A 15,332-nucleotide genomic window follows, 5' to 3' on the forward strand; every position below is an offset into this window, starting at 1 on the left:
ATGAAAGTAGCTTTTGTTATGGGAAGTGACTCAGATCTTCCAGTTGTAGAAAAAGGTGTAAAAACAGTTAAGGATTTTGGCGTAGAGGTAGAGGTTAGAGTTATTTCGGCTCACCGCACACCTTATGCTGCTGAAGAATTTGCGAGAGATGCAGAGAAAAATGGCATTGGTGTCATTATTGCAGCAGCAGGTAAAGCGGCTCATTTAGGCGGTGTTATTGCTGCTTTTACGACATTGCCTGTTATTGGGCTTCCTATTAAGTCTAGTACTATGGATGGTCTTGATTCACTTTTATCAATGGTACAAATGCCTCCAGGTATTCCGGTAGCTACAGTGGCTATTGATGGTGCTGAGAATGCGGGGATTTTAGCTGTTCAAATGCTTGCTTTAAGTAGCCCAGAATTAAAAGAAAAGTTAGCGCTTCACAAGAAAAATATGGCGGAAAAAGTAGCAGAAAAGGATGCAGCAGTAAGCGCTAGATTCCAATAAATCAATTTAAAAAATAAATTCAAAAAAGAAGAATTAAAGAAGCAAGAGCGTGATAAGGGGATGAGTTAACTCATTCTTCCCTCTTGATTCTTAATTCTTCATTCAAAAAATGGAGGGAATTTAAAATGGAAAAAAGAGAGCAACTTTACGAAGGAAAAGCAAAAAAAGTATTTAAAACAGATGATGAAAGATATTACATTGTAAGTTATAAAGATGATGCAACAGCATTTAACGGTGAGAAAAAAGGAACAATCGTAGGTAAAGGTGTTGTTAATAACCGTATGAGCAACATTATGTGTCGTATGTTAGAACAAAATGGTATTGAAACACACTTAGTAGAAGAACTTAATGATAGAGAAACAGTTGTTAAGGCTGTAGAAATCGTACCATTAGAAGTTATCGTACGTAATGTAGCTGCTGGTTCATTCTCAAAACGTTTTGGAGTAGAAGAGGGAACAGTACTTAAAAATCCAACACTTGAATTCTGTTTAAAAGATGATGCTCTTGGTGATCCAATGATTAATGACTATCAAATCTTAGCACTTGATATTGCTACAGAAGAAGAGCTTAAAGTAATGAGTGAGATGACTTTCAAAATTAATGAACTTCTTAAAGCATATTTCTTAAAAATTGGTGTTAAACTCATTGACTTTAAAATCGAGCTTGGCCGTGTAGATGGCAAGATTATTTTAGCTGATGAAATTTCTCCAGACACATGCCGTTTCTGGGATGCTGAAACAAACAAAAAATTAGACAAAGACCGTTTCAGAAGAGATCTTGGCGGTGTAGAAGAAGTTTATGCAGAAATGCTCGCAAGAGTAACCAAATAATAGGGGAGCGGTCATATGAAGTTTTTGCAAGATGATTCACTACATGAAGAATGTGGCGTAATTGGAGTTTATAGAGAAGAAAAAAGTGCCTCAAGACTTGCGTATTATGGACTTTTTGCTCTTCAACATAGAGGGCAAGAGTGTGCAGGTATTGCAGTTAATTGTGAAGGGGACATTGAAGTTAGAAAAGGCATGGGACTTGTAGCAGATGTATTTGATGAAACAGCTCTTAATGAACTTCAAGGAAATATTGCTATTGGCCATGTACGCTACTCGACAGCAGGAGATAAAGATGTGAGAAATGCACAACCTTTGGTAGCTAAATACAAAAAAGGTGATATCGGACTTGCTCACAATGGAAACCTTGTAAATGCGGAGAATATTAGAGAGATTCTAGAAGATAGTGGTGTTATTTTTCATAGTACCACAGATACTGAATCTATTTTAAACTTGATTGCTAGATACAGTAATAAAGGCATTGAAACAGGGATTAAAAATACGATGAGTCTTTTAAAGGGTGCATATGCCCTAGTTTTAACCACAGGAGAAGACCTTATTGGTATTCGTGATCCACATGGTCTTAGACCACTTTGCATTGGAAAACTTAAAGATGGATATGTATTTGCCTCTGAAAGCTGTGCACTAGATGTATTAGATGCGGAGTTCATAAGAGATGTAGAACCAGGAGAAATTGTGGTGATTAATAAGGAGGGTCTAAGAAGTATAGAGCCTTCTAATATGTGTCAAAAACATCTTTGCGTGTTTGAACTTATTTACTTTGCACGACCAGACAGCGTTATAGATGGGGATAGTGTGTATGATTTTCGTGTGAATGCAGGTAGAATGTTAGCAAAACAGAAAAAGATTGAAGCAGATATGGTGATGCCAGTACCAGACTCAGGCGTACCATCAGCTATTGGATATGCTAAGGAATCAGGTATTCCTTATGGAGAAGGTCTTGTAAAAAATAGATACATAGGAAGGACGTTCATCCAACCTACTCAAGAGATGAGAGAAAATGCAGTAAAAATTAAGCTTTCTCCACTTAAACAAAATCTTGAAGGTAAACGAGTTGTTATGATTGATGACTCAATTGTAAGGGGAACCACTTGTAAACGTATTGTAGAACAAGTGAGAAAAGCAGGCGCTAAAGAAATACATGTTTGTATTACTTCACCTCCAGTACAATATTCTTGTTATTTTGGGATTGATACACCTTATAGAGAATTTTTGATAGGAGCGCAAAAATCAGTCGATGAAATTTGTGAATACTTAGGAGCAGATTCTCTAACTTACTTAAGTGAAGATGGTCTTCGTGAAGTATGCAATCATAAGAGTCAATTCTGTAAAGCTTGTTTTAATGGTAAGTATCCAATGGAAGTACCTATTGGCACACCACCTTCACAATGTTAATAAAGAAAGTACCCTAGATTATCATCTGTCTAGGGTACATTCTGTTATAATAGTGAATGAAATACTTTTCTAAAAATGATAAAATATAAAAATAATAGCTATAGCGTGCTATGGCTGATATAGGAGGAAGAAAAATGTCTAATAGTAAAATCACATATAAAGATGCTGGGGTGGACGTTCACCGTGGATATGAAGCAGTAGCACAGATGAAAGAGCATGTTAAATCAACTTTTATCCCAGGGGTACTCACAGATATCGGAAGCTTTGGCGGTGCCTTTTCGCTTGGTGCTTTTGCAGGTATGAAAGAACCTGTACTTGTATCAGGAACAGACGGAGTTGGTACTAAATTAAAATTAGCTTTTGATATGGACAAACACGATACAATCGGTATCGATGCAGTAGCCATGTGTGTGAATGATATTATTTGTGGTGGCGCTGAGCCTTTATTCTTCTTAGACTACATTGCAACAGGACGTATTGCACCAGAACATATTGCAAGCATTGTAAAAGGTATTGCAGATGGTTGTAAAGAAAGCTTATGTGCCTTAGTTGGTGGTGAAACAGCAGAAATGCCAGGTTTTTATCCAGATGGTGAATATGATGTAGCTGGTTTTGCTGTAGGTATTGTAGATCGCCAGGAAATGATTGATGGAAGCACTATTAAAGTAGGAGATGTGATTATTGGACTTCCTTCAACAGGTGTACATAGTAATGGTTACTCACTTGTTAGAAAATTAGTGGAAACAGCAGGTGTAGACCTTAAAGCATATAGTGAAGAACTTGGTGAAACTTACGGTGAAGCACTGCTTAAGCCAACTAAACTATATGTCAAAGCAGTCAAAGCAGCAAAAGCAGCAGCTAGAATTAAAGGGATTGCACATATTACAGGTGGCGGTTTCATCGAAAATGTACCACGTATGCTTCCAAAAGGTGTAGATGCTAAAATCAATATCAATGTTATCGAAAAACCTCCTATTTATAAATTTTTAGAAGAAACCTCAAACCTTGATGTTAATGAACTTTATAATACTTTTAACATGGGTATTGGTATGATGTTAGTAGTTGATGTAGCTGACAGCGAAAAAGTATTAGCAGCACTTCATGGGGCAGATGAAAAAGCATTAGTTATCGGTGAAATCGTAGCAGGTAACAAGGGTGTGATCTTATGTCAAGATTAAGAATAGGTGTACTTGTATCAGGTGGCGGCACCAATTTGCAAAGCATTATAGATGCAGTAGAAAATGGTACGCTAGCAAGTAAGGTTGTCTGTGTTATTTCTAATAAAGCATCAGCTTATGGGCTTGAACGTGCTAGAAAACACAATATCCCTGCTTTTCATGTGGATCCAAAGAATGGGCATTATGATGAGGAGTTGCTGGCTTTACTATTAGAACAAAAAGTAGACCTTGTAGTTTGCGCGGGATACTTAAAAATCATGGATGAAAAGTTAGTAAATACCTTTAAAGGACGCATTATTAATATTCATCCTTCACTTCTTCCCAAATACGGGGGTATGGGTTATTTTGGCATTCATGTCCATGAAGCCGTAATTGCTGCAGGTGAAAAAGAAAGTGGTGCAACTGTTCATTATATTGACACAGGTGTAGATACGGGTGAAATTATTCTTCAACGTCAATTAGAAGTATTGGAAGACGATACACCAGAAAGCTTACAACAACGTATTTTAGCTGAAATTGAACACAAAATTTTGGTAGAAGCTATCAAACAGATAGAGGGGAGCAACTAAACCATGAAGATATTAATCATAGGAAATGGTGGGAGAGAATCGGCCATTGCACATACAGTGAGACGTTTTCATCCAGAAGCTGAGATTTTTGTAGCACCAGGTAATGGGGGAACAGAAGAGGCTTTTACAAATATTCCTATTAAAGTAGAGGAACTTGAAGCATTAGCCAACTTTGCAGAAGAAAAGCAAGTGGATCTTACTATTGTAGGGCCAGAAGTACCACTTGTATTAGGTATTGTAGATGTTTTTGAAAAAAGAGGTTTAAATATTTTTGGGCCTAATAAAGAGTGTGCTCAATTTGAAGGAAGTAAACACTTTACAAAACAGTTTTTAATTCGTAATGATATTCCAACAGCAGCATACGCTAGCTTTAAAAGAGATGCAGTAGAAGCTTGTGTAGCAGAAGCAAAAAACTTTAGTTTACCAGTAGTTGTTAAAGCAGATGGTTTAGCTGCAGGAAAAGGAGTATTAATTTGTGAGACATATGAAGATGCAGAAGCTGCCATAAGAGAAATCTTTAGTGGTAAATTTGCTGAAGCGGGTAGCACTATCGTATTAGAAGAATTCCTAACAGGAACAGAAGCCTCCCTTCTTTGCTTCGTAGATGGGGATAGTATTGTACCAATGGAAACAGCTAGAGACTATAAACGTGCTCTAGATAATGACAAAGGGCTCAACACAGGTGGTATGGGTGGCTTCTCACCAAATCCAATTATCACAGCAGAAGTTAAAGCCAATATTGATACACAAATTCTAGAGCCAATTATAAGTGGCTTCAAGAAAGAGAATCTTAAATTTAAAGGGGTGCTTTTCATCGGCTTAATGATTGAAAACAATATACCAAAAGTGCTAGAATTCAATGTACGTTTTGGTGATCCAGAAACTCAAAGTGTACTTCCAAGATTAAAAACAGATCTAATAGAAATCATGCAAGCTTGCATCGATGGCAACCTTGCTAGTACACCTATTAAATGGGATGAAAGACAAAGTGTGACTTTAGTACTTGCTAGCAAAGGTTATCCAGAAACCTCTCATAAAGGTGATGTTATTACAGGTCTTGATGATTTAAATGAAGATACTTATTTATTCCATGCTGGCACCAAAAAAGTAAATGGGACTATTCAAACAGATGGTGGACGTGTATTAGCCATTACAAGTTTAGGGGCTAGCTTAAGAGAGGCTAGAGCGACTATATATGAAGAAGTAAAAAAGATTGAGTTTGATGGTATGCAATACAGAAGTGATATAGCAAAATAGGTTTTTTTCCTTTGATAGTCAAGTGACTATGAAATGTTGGGACAAATTTAGGACAAATAAAATTTAAAAAATAATTAAGGGTAGGCGAAAGCTTATCCTTTTTTCTTTATTTTAGAATAGATATCATCAAATTCAGTAGCAACTCGTTTATCCCTTTCTTCAACCGTATGAGTGTAAAATTTAAGAGTTGTAGCAATACTTTTATGCCCTAGACGTTTGCTTACTGTAGCTATGTCCATATTATTATTAATCATTAAGGTAGCATGTATATGCCTTAAATCATGAAATCGTATTAGTGGAAGGTCATTGGCGATTAAGACCTCTCTTAAGTGATTACTAAGTGTATGGCTATTAATAGGCTTGTTTTTTGATATGGTGAAGATAAGAGCATTTATAGGTATAGCAGGCATACTGTCAATATGCTCCTTAATAGCTTTCATTACAAATTCAGGAGCATATATCTTTCTTTTGGATCCACTTGTTTTAGTAGAGGTGAATAAGTCCTTTTCATCATCATAAAGGCCTATTTGCTTATCAACAGTAATTGTATTTAGGTTGAAATCTATATCTTTAAGTGTTAGTGCCCTTATCTCACTATTTCTAAGACCACACCCAACAGCTAGAAAGAAAGCTGCTCGATGTAATGGCCATTTATCATTTTCATATAGTTTAATTAGTGTTTGAATATTATCTAAACTCATTAACTCATCTAAGCTTTTACTTTCTGCTTGTCCTAGTTCAATATGCTTATAGGGAGAATTAGAGATAATCCCCCATTTTTCAGCAAGAGATAAACAAGTATTAAGTTTAGACATTATTACTCTGACAGTATTGTATTTATACTCTTCTAAAAGGTCAGTAGCAAATTCTTGAATGTCTATAGGTTTTATATCACATAGTTTCATATCGTCAAATGCAGGTCCGATATGGTTGTCATATGAATTTCTATAAGTGATACGTGAATTAGCTTTGAGTTTATCAATATACTCTCGCTGAACCTTTTTGTATAAATCCTTAAATAACATATTTTCACTACTACCCATCATGCCTTTATCAATTTGGTATATAAAATCTTTCTCAGCTTGCTCAGCTTCTTTTTTGTTTCCAAAGAAGGTAGTTTCATATTTATGACCATTCCTAGTAACACGTATTCTCCATTTAGCTGGCTTTCTGCCGGATTTATCTTCTAAATTAGTTCTTTTTGTTAGTGCCATTTACTCACCTTCTTTAGAATTCAATGTAGTAAGTTCGTGTAGCTTATATTTTATAAATTCATTTATTGCATTTATAGCATCTAGGTATTTATTCTTATCAACATTTTCATGTTTTATTGGCAGGTTAGAATATGTTAAAAGTTCCGATAAAGATTCTAGTAATCTTTCTGTATGGTAGGAATAGCGCGTAACAAAATCTTTTTCATTCTTATTTAAAGAAATATATATACTTCCCACTAATGAACTTATAGGTACTTCTAACCCTGAATAGCCACGTGTATTTTCCTCAATTTCCTTGATACTATTTAGATCAGTATCCATCATGCCACGCCAATAATCTACTGTTATATTTTTTTGAGTATCACTTACAATATCAGATATTGTAACATCTAAAATTTCACAGATTTTTTCAATAGTTTTAAGGTTTGGCTCTCGATTGTTATTTTCATAATTTGAATAAGTTGTACGATTAACACCTATTTTTTCAGCCATATATGCTTGACTAAATCCTTTGGATTTCCTAATTTCTTTTATTCTAGTTCCTATTTGTATAAAATCATTTATTCCCAAATTATCACCTTCCTATAGATGAATAATAATACATATGATTCAAAAATACAACATTATTTAAAAATATTTATTGACAGATTCAAATACGAATCATATAATGTTATTATTAAAAGTGATTCGTATTTGAATCGTTGATAAGGGAGGTGAATCATAATGGGATTGAAATTAAAAATTCGTCGTATTGAATTAGGGATAAAGCAGGGTTTTGCAGCTAATGAAATAGGGGTTAGTCAGCAATACTTAGCTAATCTTGAAAGTGGTAGAAGTACAAATCCTAGTCGGGAAGTAATGTTAAAGTTAGCTAAATTATATGGATGCTCGGTTCAGGAACTTTTCTTTACTGAAGATCAGTAACAAGCCTTTCAATGTAGCAAAAACATAAAAATATGAGAGGAGTATAAAAATGGTTAGAGGTTTTTATTCATTAAATGCATTAAGAAGAAAAGCTAAAGAAATAGGCTATAGTATCAAGCAATCAGAGGATGCAGCATTATATATATTAATCGAAAATGAAAGTGGTTCAAAGTCATTACCTTTAGAATTGAATGAGGTTGAAAAGATGGTTCTTGAATTATATAAGTCTTCAAAAGAGAACTTGAAATGATGCTAAAGTATCAAAAGAAGTAATGCTAAAACTGGCTTCTGTTCTTGATAGTACTGTAGATTATTTATTCTTCAGTGAAGAAAATTAATTCACGAAGTAGTGAAAATGTAAAAACTTAACCTGGCAGTGTGAGGGTAGAACTGCCAATGTCCAAACAATATTAAAAAATAGAAAATCAAAGGAGAAGATGAAAATGAAAAGAGAAGCAATTGAAAAGGTAGTTAGACATGGAGTAGAGATGGGTATTATTAGCTCAAAGGATTTTAGTATCCCAGAAGAAGAGCGCATAGAGGAGATTGTGACCATAATTCAAAATAATATTGAAGAAGAAAAAGGTAAAACTATTGCAGCCTTAAGATATGATTTAGGCGAGTTTATTAGAGGGATAGAAAACGATACAAAACAGGATGATGTAACAGGTGAATCAAGAGGTTTAACTTTAGGCGAAGCTATCAATATAATCTTGCATGAATACTGGACGACCCAAGGACTCATCGATGAAATTTTGAGTGAGTAATTAAAAAATAAGGAGATCAGAGCAATGACAAGACAAATGTTAATTGACAAGATTGTATATATGCTGAGAGAAGAAGGAACACTTGAAAAAAGCAATTATTGCACAAGGGTTGAGCAATGCCAGGATGTAAAAAAAGTTATAGAAAAATGCCTTGATGGTTATGAGATTATTGAGGGTAAAGTGCTTTTAAGAGAGGGGGTTTAGCAATGAGTATAGAGGAGACTATAAAAGAAAGTGTTAAAGTAGCAATTGCAGAGGCGCTTAAGGAGTTTCAAGTAAAGGCAGGATATGATGAACTACCTGAAATTATGAACGTAAAGCAAGCAGCAAAATTTTTAAACGTGGGAACTAGTTTCTTATACCTTAACATTGAGGCTATACCTCATTTTCAAATGGGTGGAAGTTATAAGTTTATTAAGAGTGAGCTCATGAAGTATTGCCTAGATAAAACTGGTAGAAGCTTCAAGGTTGTTAGAAGTAATAGTAAGTAGAAAAATTACATAGAGAGGAAAATGGCATGGAAGGATGGATAAGCTTATACAGAAAAGTTATGGATAATCCTATTGTATGTAAAGATGCTGAATACTTTTCGGTATGGGTATATCTACTGCTAAATGCAACACATAAGGAATATCCTGCAGTGTTTAAGGGAGAAAGAATAACTCTTAAACCAGGACAACTTATTACAGGTCGTAAGAGCATATCAGAGAAATTTAGTATTAATGAAAGTAAGGTTCAAAGAATCTTAAAATCATTCGAAAACGAACATCAAATTGAACAACAAACAGGAAATAAAAACCGACTAATATCAATAGTTAGATGGGAAGAATATCAAAAATATGAACATCAAACTGAACTTCTACTGAACAACAACTGGACAACAAGTGAACAACAACTGAACACAAACAATAATGTAATAACAAAACAACATAATAATGTAAATAAAAAAGAGAGTAGTCGTTTCACTCCACCTACACTAGATCAAGTTAGAGAATACTGTTTAGAAAGAAATAACATAGTAGATGCTGAACGATTCATAGACTTCTATTCATCAAAAGGATGGTGCATAGGTCGAAACAAGATGAAGGACTGGAAGGCAGCTATACGTACATGGGAGAGAAGCGATAATAGCAAAGGAGGAAAACAAGATGAGTCTCGTGGAAGAAACGCTGAAGAAGAAAGAGCAATGGAAGAGCACAGAAGAGAAAAAGGACAATGGCTTATTGACAACGGATATGTATAAATTTGATCCTGAAGAGTTTATACCAGTTAATTCAGAACTAGAGCAATATGTACCTGAGTCTACTCCTTTTTGCTTAATCAAGGACAAGAATGGAGTTTGTATTCAATATTCAATGATGGTTCCATCATTAAAAAATAGGAATAAGTTAAGTAGAATCGAATTTGGAGGATCTCCTAGTGATAATACTTTTATTCAAGGAGATAGGTTTACTAGATCTAATGTACCTCATGAATTTGTTAATAAGGGTATAAAGGAATTTAAAACTTCTTTATACAACAATACTAAATTCGCAGAGGAGTCACTAAAAGCAGCATGTACATACATAAGGAAATTTAAAGAACTTGATACTAATCTGTACATATACAGTAAGTCAGCAGGTTCCGGAAGAACTATGATGGGGTCATTAATACTCAATGAAATTATGAAACGGTATAACATGCCAGGTAAATACATTTTAATGCCAATGTTAATCAACGAGCTTAAGAAGCAAATTAAGCAAGATGATCCTTACAATCAAAAGAATTCTCTTAGAAGTGCTATAGATACTCCACTATTGCTTTTAGATGATTTGGGAGACGAGGTTAATTCTAAAAATGGGTGGGTTGATGAGATACTATTGAAAATACTTAACGAAAGAGAAAAGAGCAAGTCATTAACAATTTATATAAGCAGGTTTACTCCGGACCAACTTAAGTATAACAAGTCTATGATCAGCAGAATTAAAAATGCAATAACTATTGAGCTACCGGATGAAAACATTAGGGAAAACTTTGCAACAGCAAATAATATTAAATTCGAGAAGCTGATGAAAGAAATAACATAAAAAATAGCCTTAGTTAACAGCACATTAACAAAAGGCTACAGTGATTTATTAATCTCGCAAGTTAATAATATCAGGAATGTAGGATGAAATCAATAGGGGAAGATAGGGGGATAAGGGGCATGGAGACAAATGAACTAATATCAAAAACAGTTGAAGTATTAAAGGAATTGCCAGACCAAAAGATAGATTATGAGAAAGTAGAGGCTTTCTTAAATAATGAGAACGTGACAGAAGAACAGAAAGATTTATTTAGACTATTTATAAGAATAGAAAAATCACGAAGACAAGTTGCATGTTAAATTACCTTACATCGCTTTTGGGGTACAAAGGAAGAGGAGGAGTGAAGCTGATGAAGTTGTTAGATGTTAATATGTTTAATCAAATAAGGGTACCAGGTAGTAATCATATTGAAAACATAAATAGGATAGATAAGGCAAATAGAGATAGTGGACATGCTCCTATATTTGGTTTAATTGCTGCTTTTCAATATGGACTTATGATTGGCAAAAGGGAAGAAAGGGCCAAGAGAACAGAGGATAAAATTGAAAGCATATTAATAACTGATGAAGCGACTATTGATATGTATCATATTTTTCATGAAAAGATGCTTGAATTAGGGGTAGAAGATGATGAAGTTGAATCTTTTATTGAGAAATACAAAGAAAGCTTACTGGGCATATTTGATGGGAATGTTCCTGACTATGTTATAAGTTGCGTATACAGAGCTAAAGAGATTGAAATTTTAGCAAGAAAAGAAGTAGCTGCTAAATGATTAATTAGAACTTGAATAATAAATTAGGAGGGACAGACATGAGGATTAGAGCCGAACCATACTCAGTATTGATTACTACATATGGAGGGATAGAGAATGAAAGACTCTAAGTATAGTAAAGTAGAGGACTTACTTTATAGCTACCCAATGCTAAAGGTAAGTGTAGCTAATCTTAAACTTGACCTTGAAGAAGCTGTGGAAGAGCTTCAACTAGACATGCAAAGTAAAGATAAAGTAAGTTCCTCTAAATACGATAATGCCCCTAATAAAGAGGCTGCCAATATTGTAGCACAAGATAGAGTGAAGCGTATAGAAAATAGTATCAGAAATAAAGAGCGTACTATCAAGAAGATAGACAATGCTTTAACTGTTCTATCAGAAAAAGATAGGAAGGTAATAGAATTGTATTATTTTGAAAAGATGATGTTTGAAGGTGTTATGAATTACCTGGAGATTAGTACAAGCAATGTTACGTTTCATAAGAAGAATGCATTGTCTATATTGCAAGATGTTCTTTTGATAGAAGGTGAGGAGTAAAATGGACACCACAAAAGAAAAGATTAAGGCTATTGAAGGATTATTATTTAGCTATTCAGATATTGATGTTCGTGTAGAGTCTATGAGAACAGAGATAGATATAAGACAGAACGACTATGATACCTTATATGGAAACAATGATAACCAAAGAGCAAGCACACCAACAAACCAAACAATTAGTCTTGTAGAAAGTAAGGTGACAAACAAGGAAGCTAGGATTGAAAGCCTTAAGAGAAAGATTGATATAGAGTTGCTTAACAAGAGGTTAATTGATAATGCTATGAAGGTGCTAAATGAAGAGGACAGAAAGTTTATTGAGGATAGATATTTCAAGAAGATAAGTCCTAGTGCATTAGCAGACCATAAATACTACTGTAGTCATTCTTATATTTTTATTAGAAGTAAGAACATCATAAAGAATCAATTAGCGGAATACATACGTATTATTCAATAGCATGTAAGCACGTATAATCGTCATGGACAAGCCTAAAGTTTGAGTGGTAGTTAGTGAGGGTAGAGGGGTATAAACCTCTACAACACTCGTGAGAGAAGTGTAAAAGGTACTGTGGGAGGATTAAAAGGACTGCGGGTGCGCGATGCCACATATTTTTTCTAGTTGCCAAAAATTTTTTCGCCGATTTCCTTTCCGCTTTGAAGGAGGGGGAGACTATAGAGAGGGAGAAAGGATTATTTAATAATTAATAAGGTATAACATAGTTGTCAGATTAAATTATTTGAAGTAAAAGATGAAATTTTAAATATGAAAAAGGAGAAATGGAATCATGCAAAATACAGAAAAAATGATTAGTGAATTTTTGGAACAAATTGAGAGGGATAAAGTATTAGCAGCTGAGAAACTTAATGCAATGGAAGAACAAAAATGTGTTTTAGATAGGGAGCGTAGTGAGATTTCAAAAGCAGTAATCCGTTTGGAGAATGAGGGGGACCAAGAAGCAGTACAAAAACTTACTAAAGAGTTATCTAAGAGAGTTAATGATATTAGCGTATTAGCTAGCAAGATTGAAGCTTACAAAGAGATGGGAAACAACTATGAAGCCGAAGCTGAAAAGGTATTTGCTTTAGCTGCTAAGGAATTTAATGAGGAGCAAGTGCAAAGAGAAAAGAAATGTAGGGAAGGGATTAGTAAAGCTGAAGTGGAAGTGAAAGAAGCAGAAAAAGTACTTGAAGAAAAAAACAAGATATTAGAAGAACAAGAAAGAATCTTTGATTCAGTTAAATATGACAAGCGCAGATTAATTGAATTTCAATTACCTGGAATTATGAAATACATGCCCAGAAAAATTAGAGATTTTAATCCTAATGTTAAGGTTACTGTACCTACAAAAGTTCCAGGAGGGACTGTATATAGAGATAACTATGTAGAGTTCTATGGACAAGAAGGACTGGAGGCACAACTTAATTACTATTATCAAAAAGTATTAAATGGTGATGGTAAAGAGTCGGTACCAAAAAGAAAATCAGTAGTTGATAAAATTTTAGGTCGTTAGGTGATTGGCATGAAAACAATACCTATAAGAGCTAGTGATAGTACGATAGAAAAGATTAATTACATAAGAGAAGCATTACAATGCTCAAGAGCTGATGTATTAGAAGTATGTGCAACAATTGTATATTCGGCAATCGTTGCAGAGCAGAAAAAAGAAGGGAGAAAGCACAATGAATTTCATGGATAGGATGACGGAAATTTTAAATGAGGAACGAAGAAGGCACGGAAAACCTCAGTTAAACGGTGCTGAAATAGAAGGCGCAAAAGATTACTTTGCATCAAAGTTAGAAGAGATAAAGGATACAGAATGGTATAAATCAGCTTCAGCGGAGGATAAGTGCCGTCTTAATGATTTTGTCATTGGGAAAACGGAGCAAAGACAGAGCATGCCTACCTGTAGTATCAATTCAAATAATGGGGGTATTAAGGTAATGAATGAAAAAGAGCAAATTAATAGCTTTAGGGGTTTAGGGTATGACAACATTATTGAGGATGGTTTAAGTAAAGGTTTATCAGCAGGAGATATTGCAATTAAAATTCTTAATGAAATACCGGCTAATAGATACGTTGATCAGCAGAGAGCTATTAATTTATTAGTTGAAGCTAGTAAGAAGATAAGAAAAACAAATAATGACATAGGGAATATAACTAAAGCATCTAATGTTTCTGAGCAACAACAAGCAGTTAATTTATTAGTCAATGCAGCTAAATCAATTACAGGAGGTACAAAATAATGGAGTATGCATGTAAACAAGTAGGAGAATATAAGCCAGACAAGCTTATTGCAGGTAACACACATCCCATAGATACAAAAGGGATAACATTGTCTATGGGAAGTGGTACATATTTAAGAGGGACTTTGATTAATAGGCAAGGAACTATATGCAACATTCAAATAGTGGAAGAGGAAGAAGTGCTTGATCAACCCATTGGTATTTTGACTGATGATATAAATCTTTCAGAAACAGATGTAACAAAAGTAGTTATTTATATTAGTGGAGAGTTTAGAGCAAGTGAAATTATTGTAGGTGATGACGTTACCATTGATGATTTTGAAAGAGATTTAAGAATGCTAGGTATCTTCCTTAAATGATAAAGGAGAATAAACATGGAATTAGAGTTTTATGGCATGATAACGGACATCATGTACTGTAAAGAATATGAAATATGTAAATTTACTATAAGAATGCTGAGCAAGAGACAGTATAGTGTAAGATGTACAATCGTAAGAAGAAATTTAGATCTATATAAAAAGCTAGAACTAGGTAAGATGGTTAGAGTGGTGGGAGAGCTAACCGAGTATAGAAAGCCTTCTAGTGATGGAACTGAGTTAGTTGGTAATAATTTTTATGTATCTAGTATTGATTAGTAATGAAATACATAAAGGGCTTAGTGTAACAGCTAGGCCTTTATTAATAGGAGGAATTTGAAGTGAATAAACAAGAAGATGAACTATGTATAAGTATTACTTTATTTGATGAAGATGATAGCAAGAGAAAAGAATACAGGACTTCAAGTATAAGTGTTGAGAGTTATGAACAGGCTTATGAACTGAATGAGAAGATGCTTGAAGGTGTTTGTAATAAGGATGATCTATTACATGAATTGATTAATTTTATAATAGAGTTTTTTGATAACCAATTTACATATCAAGATGTGGTATTCGGTATTAAACCAGAAGATTTAAGTAAGCTAATAAGTGTTTTGTTTATGATATGTGGAAGCCAGATGGCTTTTGAAGGACAACAAGAAAAAGCAGAAAGATTATTAGGAGCAGCAACTAACTTATACAATGAGGTGGTGAAATAA

25 protein-coding genes are annotated in these 15,332 nt (G+C 34.2%); 23 read left to right on the top strand and 2 right to left on the bottom strand.

The window, feature by feature from the left end:
* The 6 genes from purE to purD all read left to right on the top strand — a co-directional run bounded on the left by purE (position 1) and on the right by purD (position 5,736).
* Complete coding sequence (gene purE, locus CLOLE_RS07520; protein ID WP_013656490.1) at positions 1-489, top strand: 5-(carboxyamino)imidazole ribonucleotide mutase; 489 nt, start codon at positions 1-3, stop codon at positions 487-489.
* Between the two features lie 125 nt (positions 490-614).
* Entirely contained in the window at positions 615-1,319 is a 705-nt protein-coding gene (gene purC / locus CLOLE_RS07525) for a phosphoribosylaminoimidazolesuccinocarboxamide synthase (RefSeq protein ID WP_013656491.1), read from the top strand.
* Positions 1,320-1,334: 15 nt separating this feature from the next.
* Positions 1,335-2,732, top strand: coding sequence for an amidophosphoribosyltransferase (purF, locus tag CLOLE_RS07530; protein ID WP_013656492.1), 1,398 nt, complete (start codon positions 1,335-1,337; stop codon positions 2,730-2,732).
* A 134-nt stretch (positions 2,733-2,866) separates the two neighbouring features.
* Positions 2,867-3,910, top strand: a complete 1,044-nt coding sequence (gene purM / locus CLOLE_RS07535) for a phosphoribosylformylglycinamidine cyclo-ligase (RefSeq protein WP_013656493.1) — start codon at positions 2,867-2,869, stop codon at positions 3,908-3,910.
* Positions 3,898-4,479 carry a phosphoribosylglycinamide formyltransferase gene (gene purN, locus CLOLE_RS07540; RefSeq protein ID WP_013656494.1) on the top strand — a complete coding sequence of 194 codons (582 nt, stop codon included), beginning with the start codon at positions 3,898-3,900 and terminating at the stop codon, positions 4,477-4,479. The genes purM and purN overlap by 13 nt, the downstream gene beginning before the upstream one ends.
* A 3-nt stretch (positions 4,480-4,482) precedes the next feature.
* Positions 4,483-5,736: a phosphoribosylamine--glycine ligase gene (purD, locus tag CLOLE_RS07545; protein WP_013656495.1), complete on the top strand. Its 1,254-nt coding sequence runs from the start codon at positions 4,483-4,485 to the stop codon at positions 5,734-5,736.
* Positions 5,737-5,828: 92 nt separating this feature from the next.
* Here purD and CLOLE_RS07550 read toward each other — a convergent pair whose 3' ends face one another.
* Together CLOLE_RS07550 and CLOLE_RS07555 are read right to left on the bottom strand one after the other, a co-directional pair.
* The gene (locus CLOLE_RS07550; RefSeq protein ID WP_013656496.1) at positions 5,829-6,950 is read right to left on the bottom strand and encodes a tyrosine-type recombinase/integrase; all 1,122 of its coding nucleotides are present in this window, start codon (positions 6,948-6,950) and stop codon (positions 5,829-5,831) included.
* Positions 6,951-7,520, bottom strand: coding sequence for a helix-turn-helix domain-containing protein (locus CLOLE_RS07555; protein WP_013656497.1), 570 nt, complete (start codon positions 7,518-7,520; stop codon positions 6,951-6,953).
* A 153-nt stretch (positions 7,521-7,673) separates the two neighbouring features.
* On the opposite strand from CLOLE_RS07555, the gene CLOLE_RS07560 reads away from it, so the two are divergent.
* From CLOLE_RS07560 to gpG, 17 genes are all read left to right on the top strand, one after another.
* Entirely contained in the window at positions 7,674-7,874 is a 201-nt protein-coding gene (locus CLOLE_RS07560; RefSeq protein WP_013656498.1) for a helix-turn-helix transcriptional regulator, read from the top strand.
* Positions 7,875-7,923: 49 nt separating this feature from the next.
* Positions 7,924-8,124, top strand: a complete 201-nt coding sequence (locus CLOLE_RS07565; RefSeq protein ID WP_013656499.1) for a hypothetical protein — start codon at positions 7,924-7,926, stop codon at positions 8,122-8,124.
* Between the two features lie 193 nt (positions 8,125-8,317).
* Positions 8,318-8,641 carry a hypothetical protein gene (locus CLOLE_RS07570; protein WP_013656500.1) on the top strand — a complete coding sequence of 108 codons (324 nt, stop codon included), beginning with the start codon at positions 8,318-8,320 and terminating at the stop codon, positions 8,639-8,641.
* Between the two features lie 24 nt (positions 8,642-8,665).
* Positions 8,666-8,845, top strand: coding sequence for a hypothetical protein (locus CLOLE_RS07575; RefSeq protein ID WP_013656501.1), 180 nt, complete (start codon positions 8,666-8,668; stop codon positions 8,843-8,845).
* A gap of 2 nt (positions 8,846-8,847) precedes the next feature.
* Positions 8,848-9,132, top strand: coding sequence for a MerR family transcriptional regulator (locus CLOLE_RS07580; RefSeq protein ID WP_013656502.1), 285 nt, complete (start codon positions 8,848-8,850; stop codon positions 9,130-9,132).
* A gap of 26 nt (positions 9,133-9,158) precedes the next feature.
* Positions 9,159-9,884: a hypothetical protein gene (locus CLOLE_RS23415; RefSeq protein ID WP_013656503.1), complete on the top strand. Its 726-nt coding sequence runs from the start codon at positions 9,159-9,161 to the stop codon at positions 9,882-9,884.
* Positions 9,790-10,707, top strand: coding sequence for a P-loop NTPase family protein (locus tag CLOLE_RS07590; protein WP_041712937.1), 918 nt, complete (start codon positions 9,790-9,792; stop codon positions 10,705-10,707). The genes CLOLE_RS23415 and CLOLE_RS07590 overlap by 95 nt, the downstream gene beginning before the upstream one ends.
* Positions 10,708-10,826: 119 nt before the next feature.
* Positions 10,827-11,006, top strand: a complete 180-nt coding sequence (locus CLOLE_RS07595) for a hypothetical protein (RefSeq protein ID WP_013656505.1) — start codon at positions 10,827-10,829, stop codon at positions 11,004-11,006.
* 50 nt (positions 11,007-11,056) lie between these two features.
* Complete coding sequence (locus CLOLE_RS07600) at positions 11,057-11,479, top strand: hypothetical protein (RefSeq protein WP_013656506.1); 423 nt, start codon at positions 11,057-11,059, stop codon at positions 11,477-11,479.
* Between the two features lie 96 nt (positions 11,480-11,575).
* The gene (locus CLOLE_RS07605; protein ID WP_013656507.1) at positions 11,576-12,016 is read left to right on the top strand and encodes a sigma-70 RNA polymerase sigma factor region 4 domain-containing protein; all 441 of its coding nucleotides are present in this window, start codon (positions 11,576-11,578) and stop codon (positions 12,014-12,016) included.
* A 1-nt stretch (position 12,017) separates the two neighbouring features.
* Positions 12,018-12,470, top strand: a complete 453-nt coding sequence (locus CLOLE_RS07610) for a hypothetical protein (RefSeq protein ID WP_013656508.1) — start codon at positions 12,018-12,020, stop codon at positions 12,468-12,470.
* A gap of 328 nt (positions 12,471-12,798) precedes the next feature.
* Complete coding sequence (locus tag CLOLE_RS07615; RefSeq protein ID WP_013656509.1) at positions 12,799-13,524, top strand: hypothetical protein; 726 nt, start codon at positions 12,799-12,801, stop codon at positions 13,522-13,524.
* 9 nt (positions 13,525-13,533) lie between these two features.
* A complete protein-coding gene (locus CLOLE_RS22930; protein ID WP_013656510.1) occupies positions 13,534-13,710 on the top strand; it encodes a hypothetical protein in 177 nt (58 codons plus the stop codon).
* Positions 13,694-14,257 carry a hypothetical protein gene (locus CLOLE_RS07620; RefSeq protein WP_013656511.1) on the top strand — a complete coding sequence of 188 codons (564 nt, stop codon included), beginning with the start codon at positions 13,694-13,696 and terminating at the stop codon, positions 14,255-14,257. The genes CLOLE_RS22930 and CLOLE_RS07620 overlap by 17 nt, the downstream gene beginning before the upstream one ends.
* Positions 14,257-14,616 (top strand): hypothetical protein, encoded by a 360-nt coding sequence (locus CLOLE_RS07625; protein ID WP_013656512.1) that lies wholly within the window; start codon positions 14,257-14,259, stop codon positions 14,614-14,616. The genes CLOLE_RS07620 and CLOLE_RS07625 overlap by 1 nt, the downstream gene beginning before the upstream one ends.
* Positions 14,617-14,631: 15 nt before the next feature.
* Positions 14,632-14,892 carry a hypothetical protein gene (locus tag CLOLE_RS07630; protein ID WP_013656513.1) on the top strand — a complete coding sequence of 87 codons (261 nt, stop codon included), beginning with the start codon at positions 14,632-14,634 and terminating at the stop codon, positions 14,890-14,892.
* Positions 14,893-14,954: 62 nt separating this feature from the next.
* The gene (gpG, locus tag CLOLE_RS07635; protein ID WP_013656514.1) at positions 14,955-15,332 is read left to right on the top strand and encodes a phage tail assembly chaperone G; all 378 of its coding nucleotides are present in this window, start codon (positions 14,955-14,957) and stop codon (positions 15,330-15,332) included.

Source organism: Cellulosilyticum lentocellum DSM 5427 (genome assembly GCF_000178835.2).
Classification (GTDB): Bacteria; Bacillota; Clostridia; order Lachnospirales; family Cellulosilyticaceae; genus Cellulosilyticum; species Cellulosilyticum lentocellum.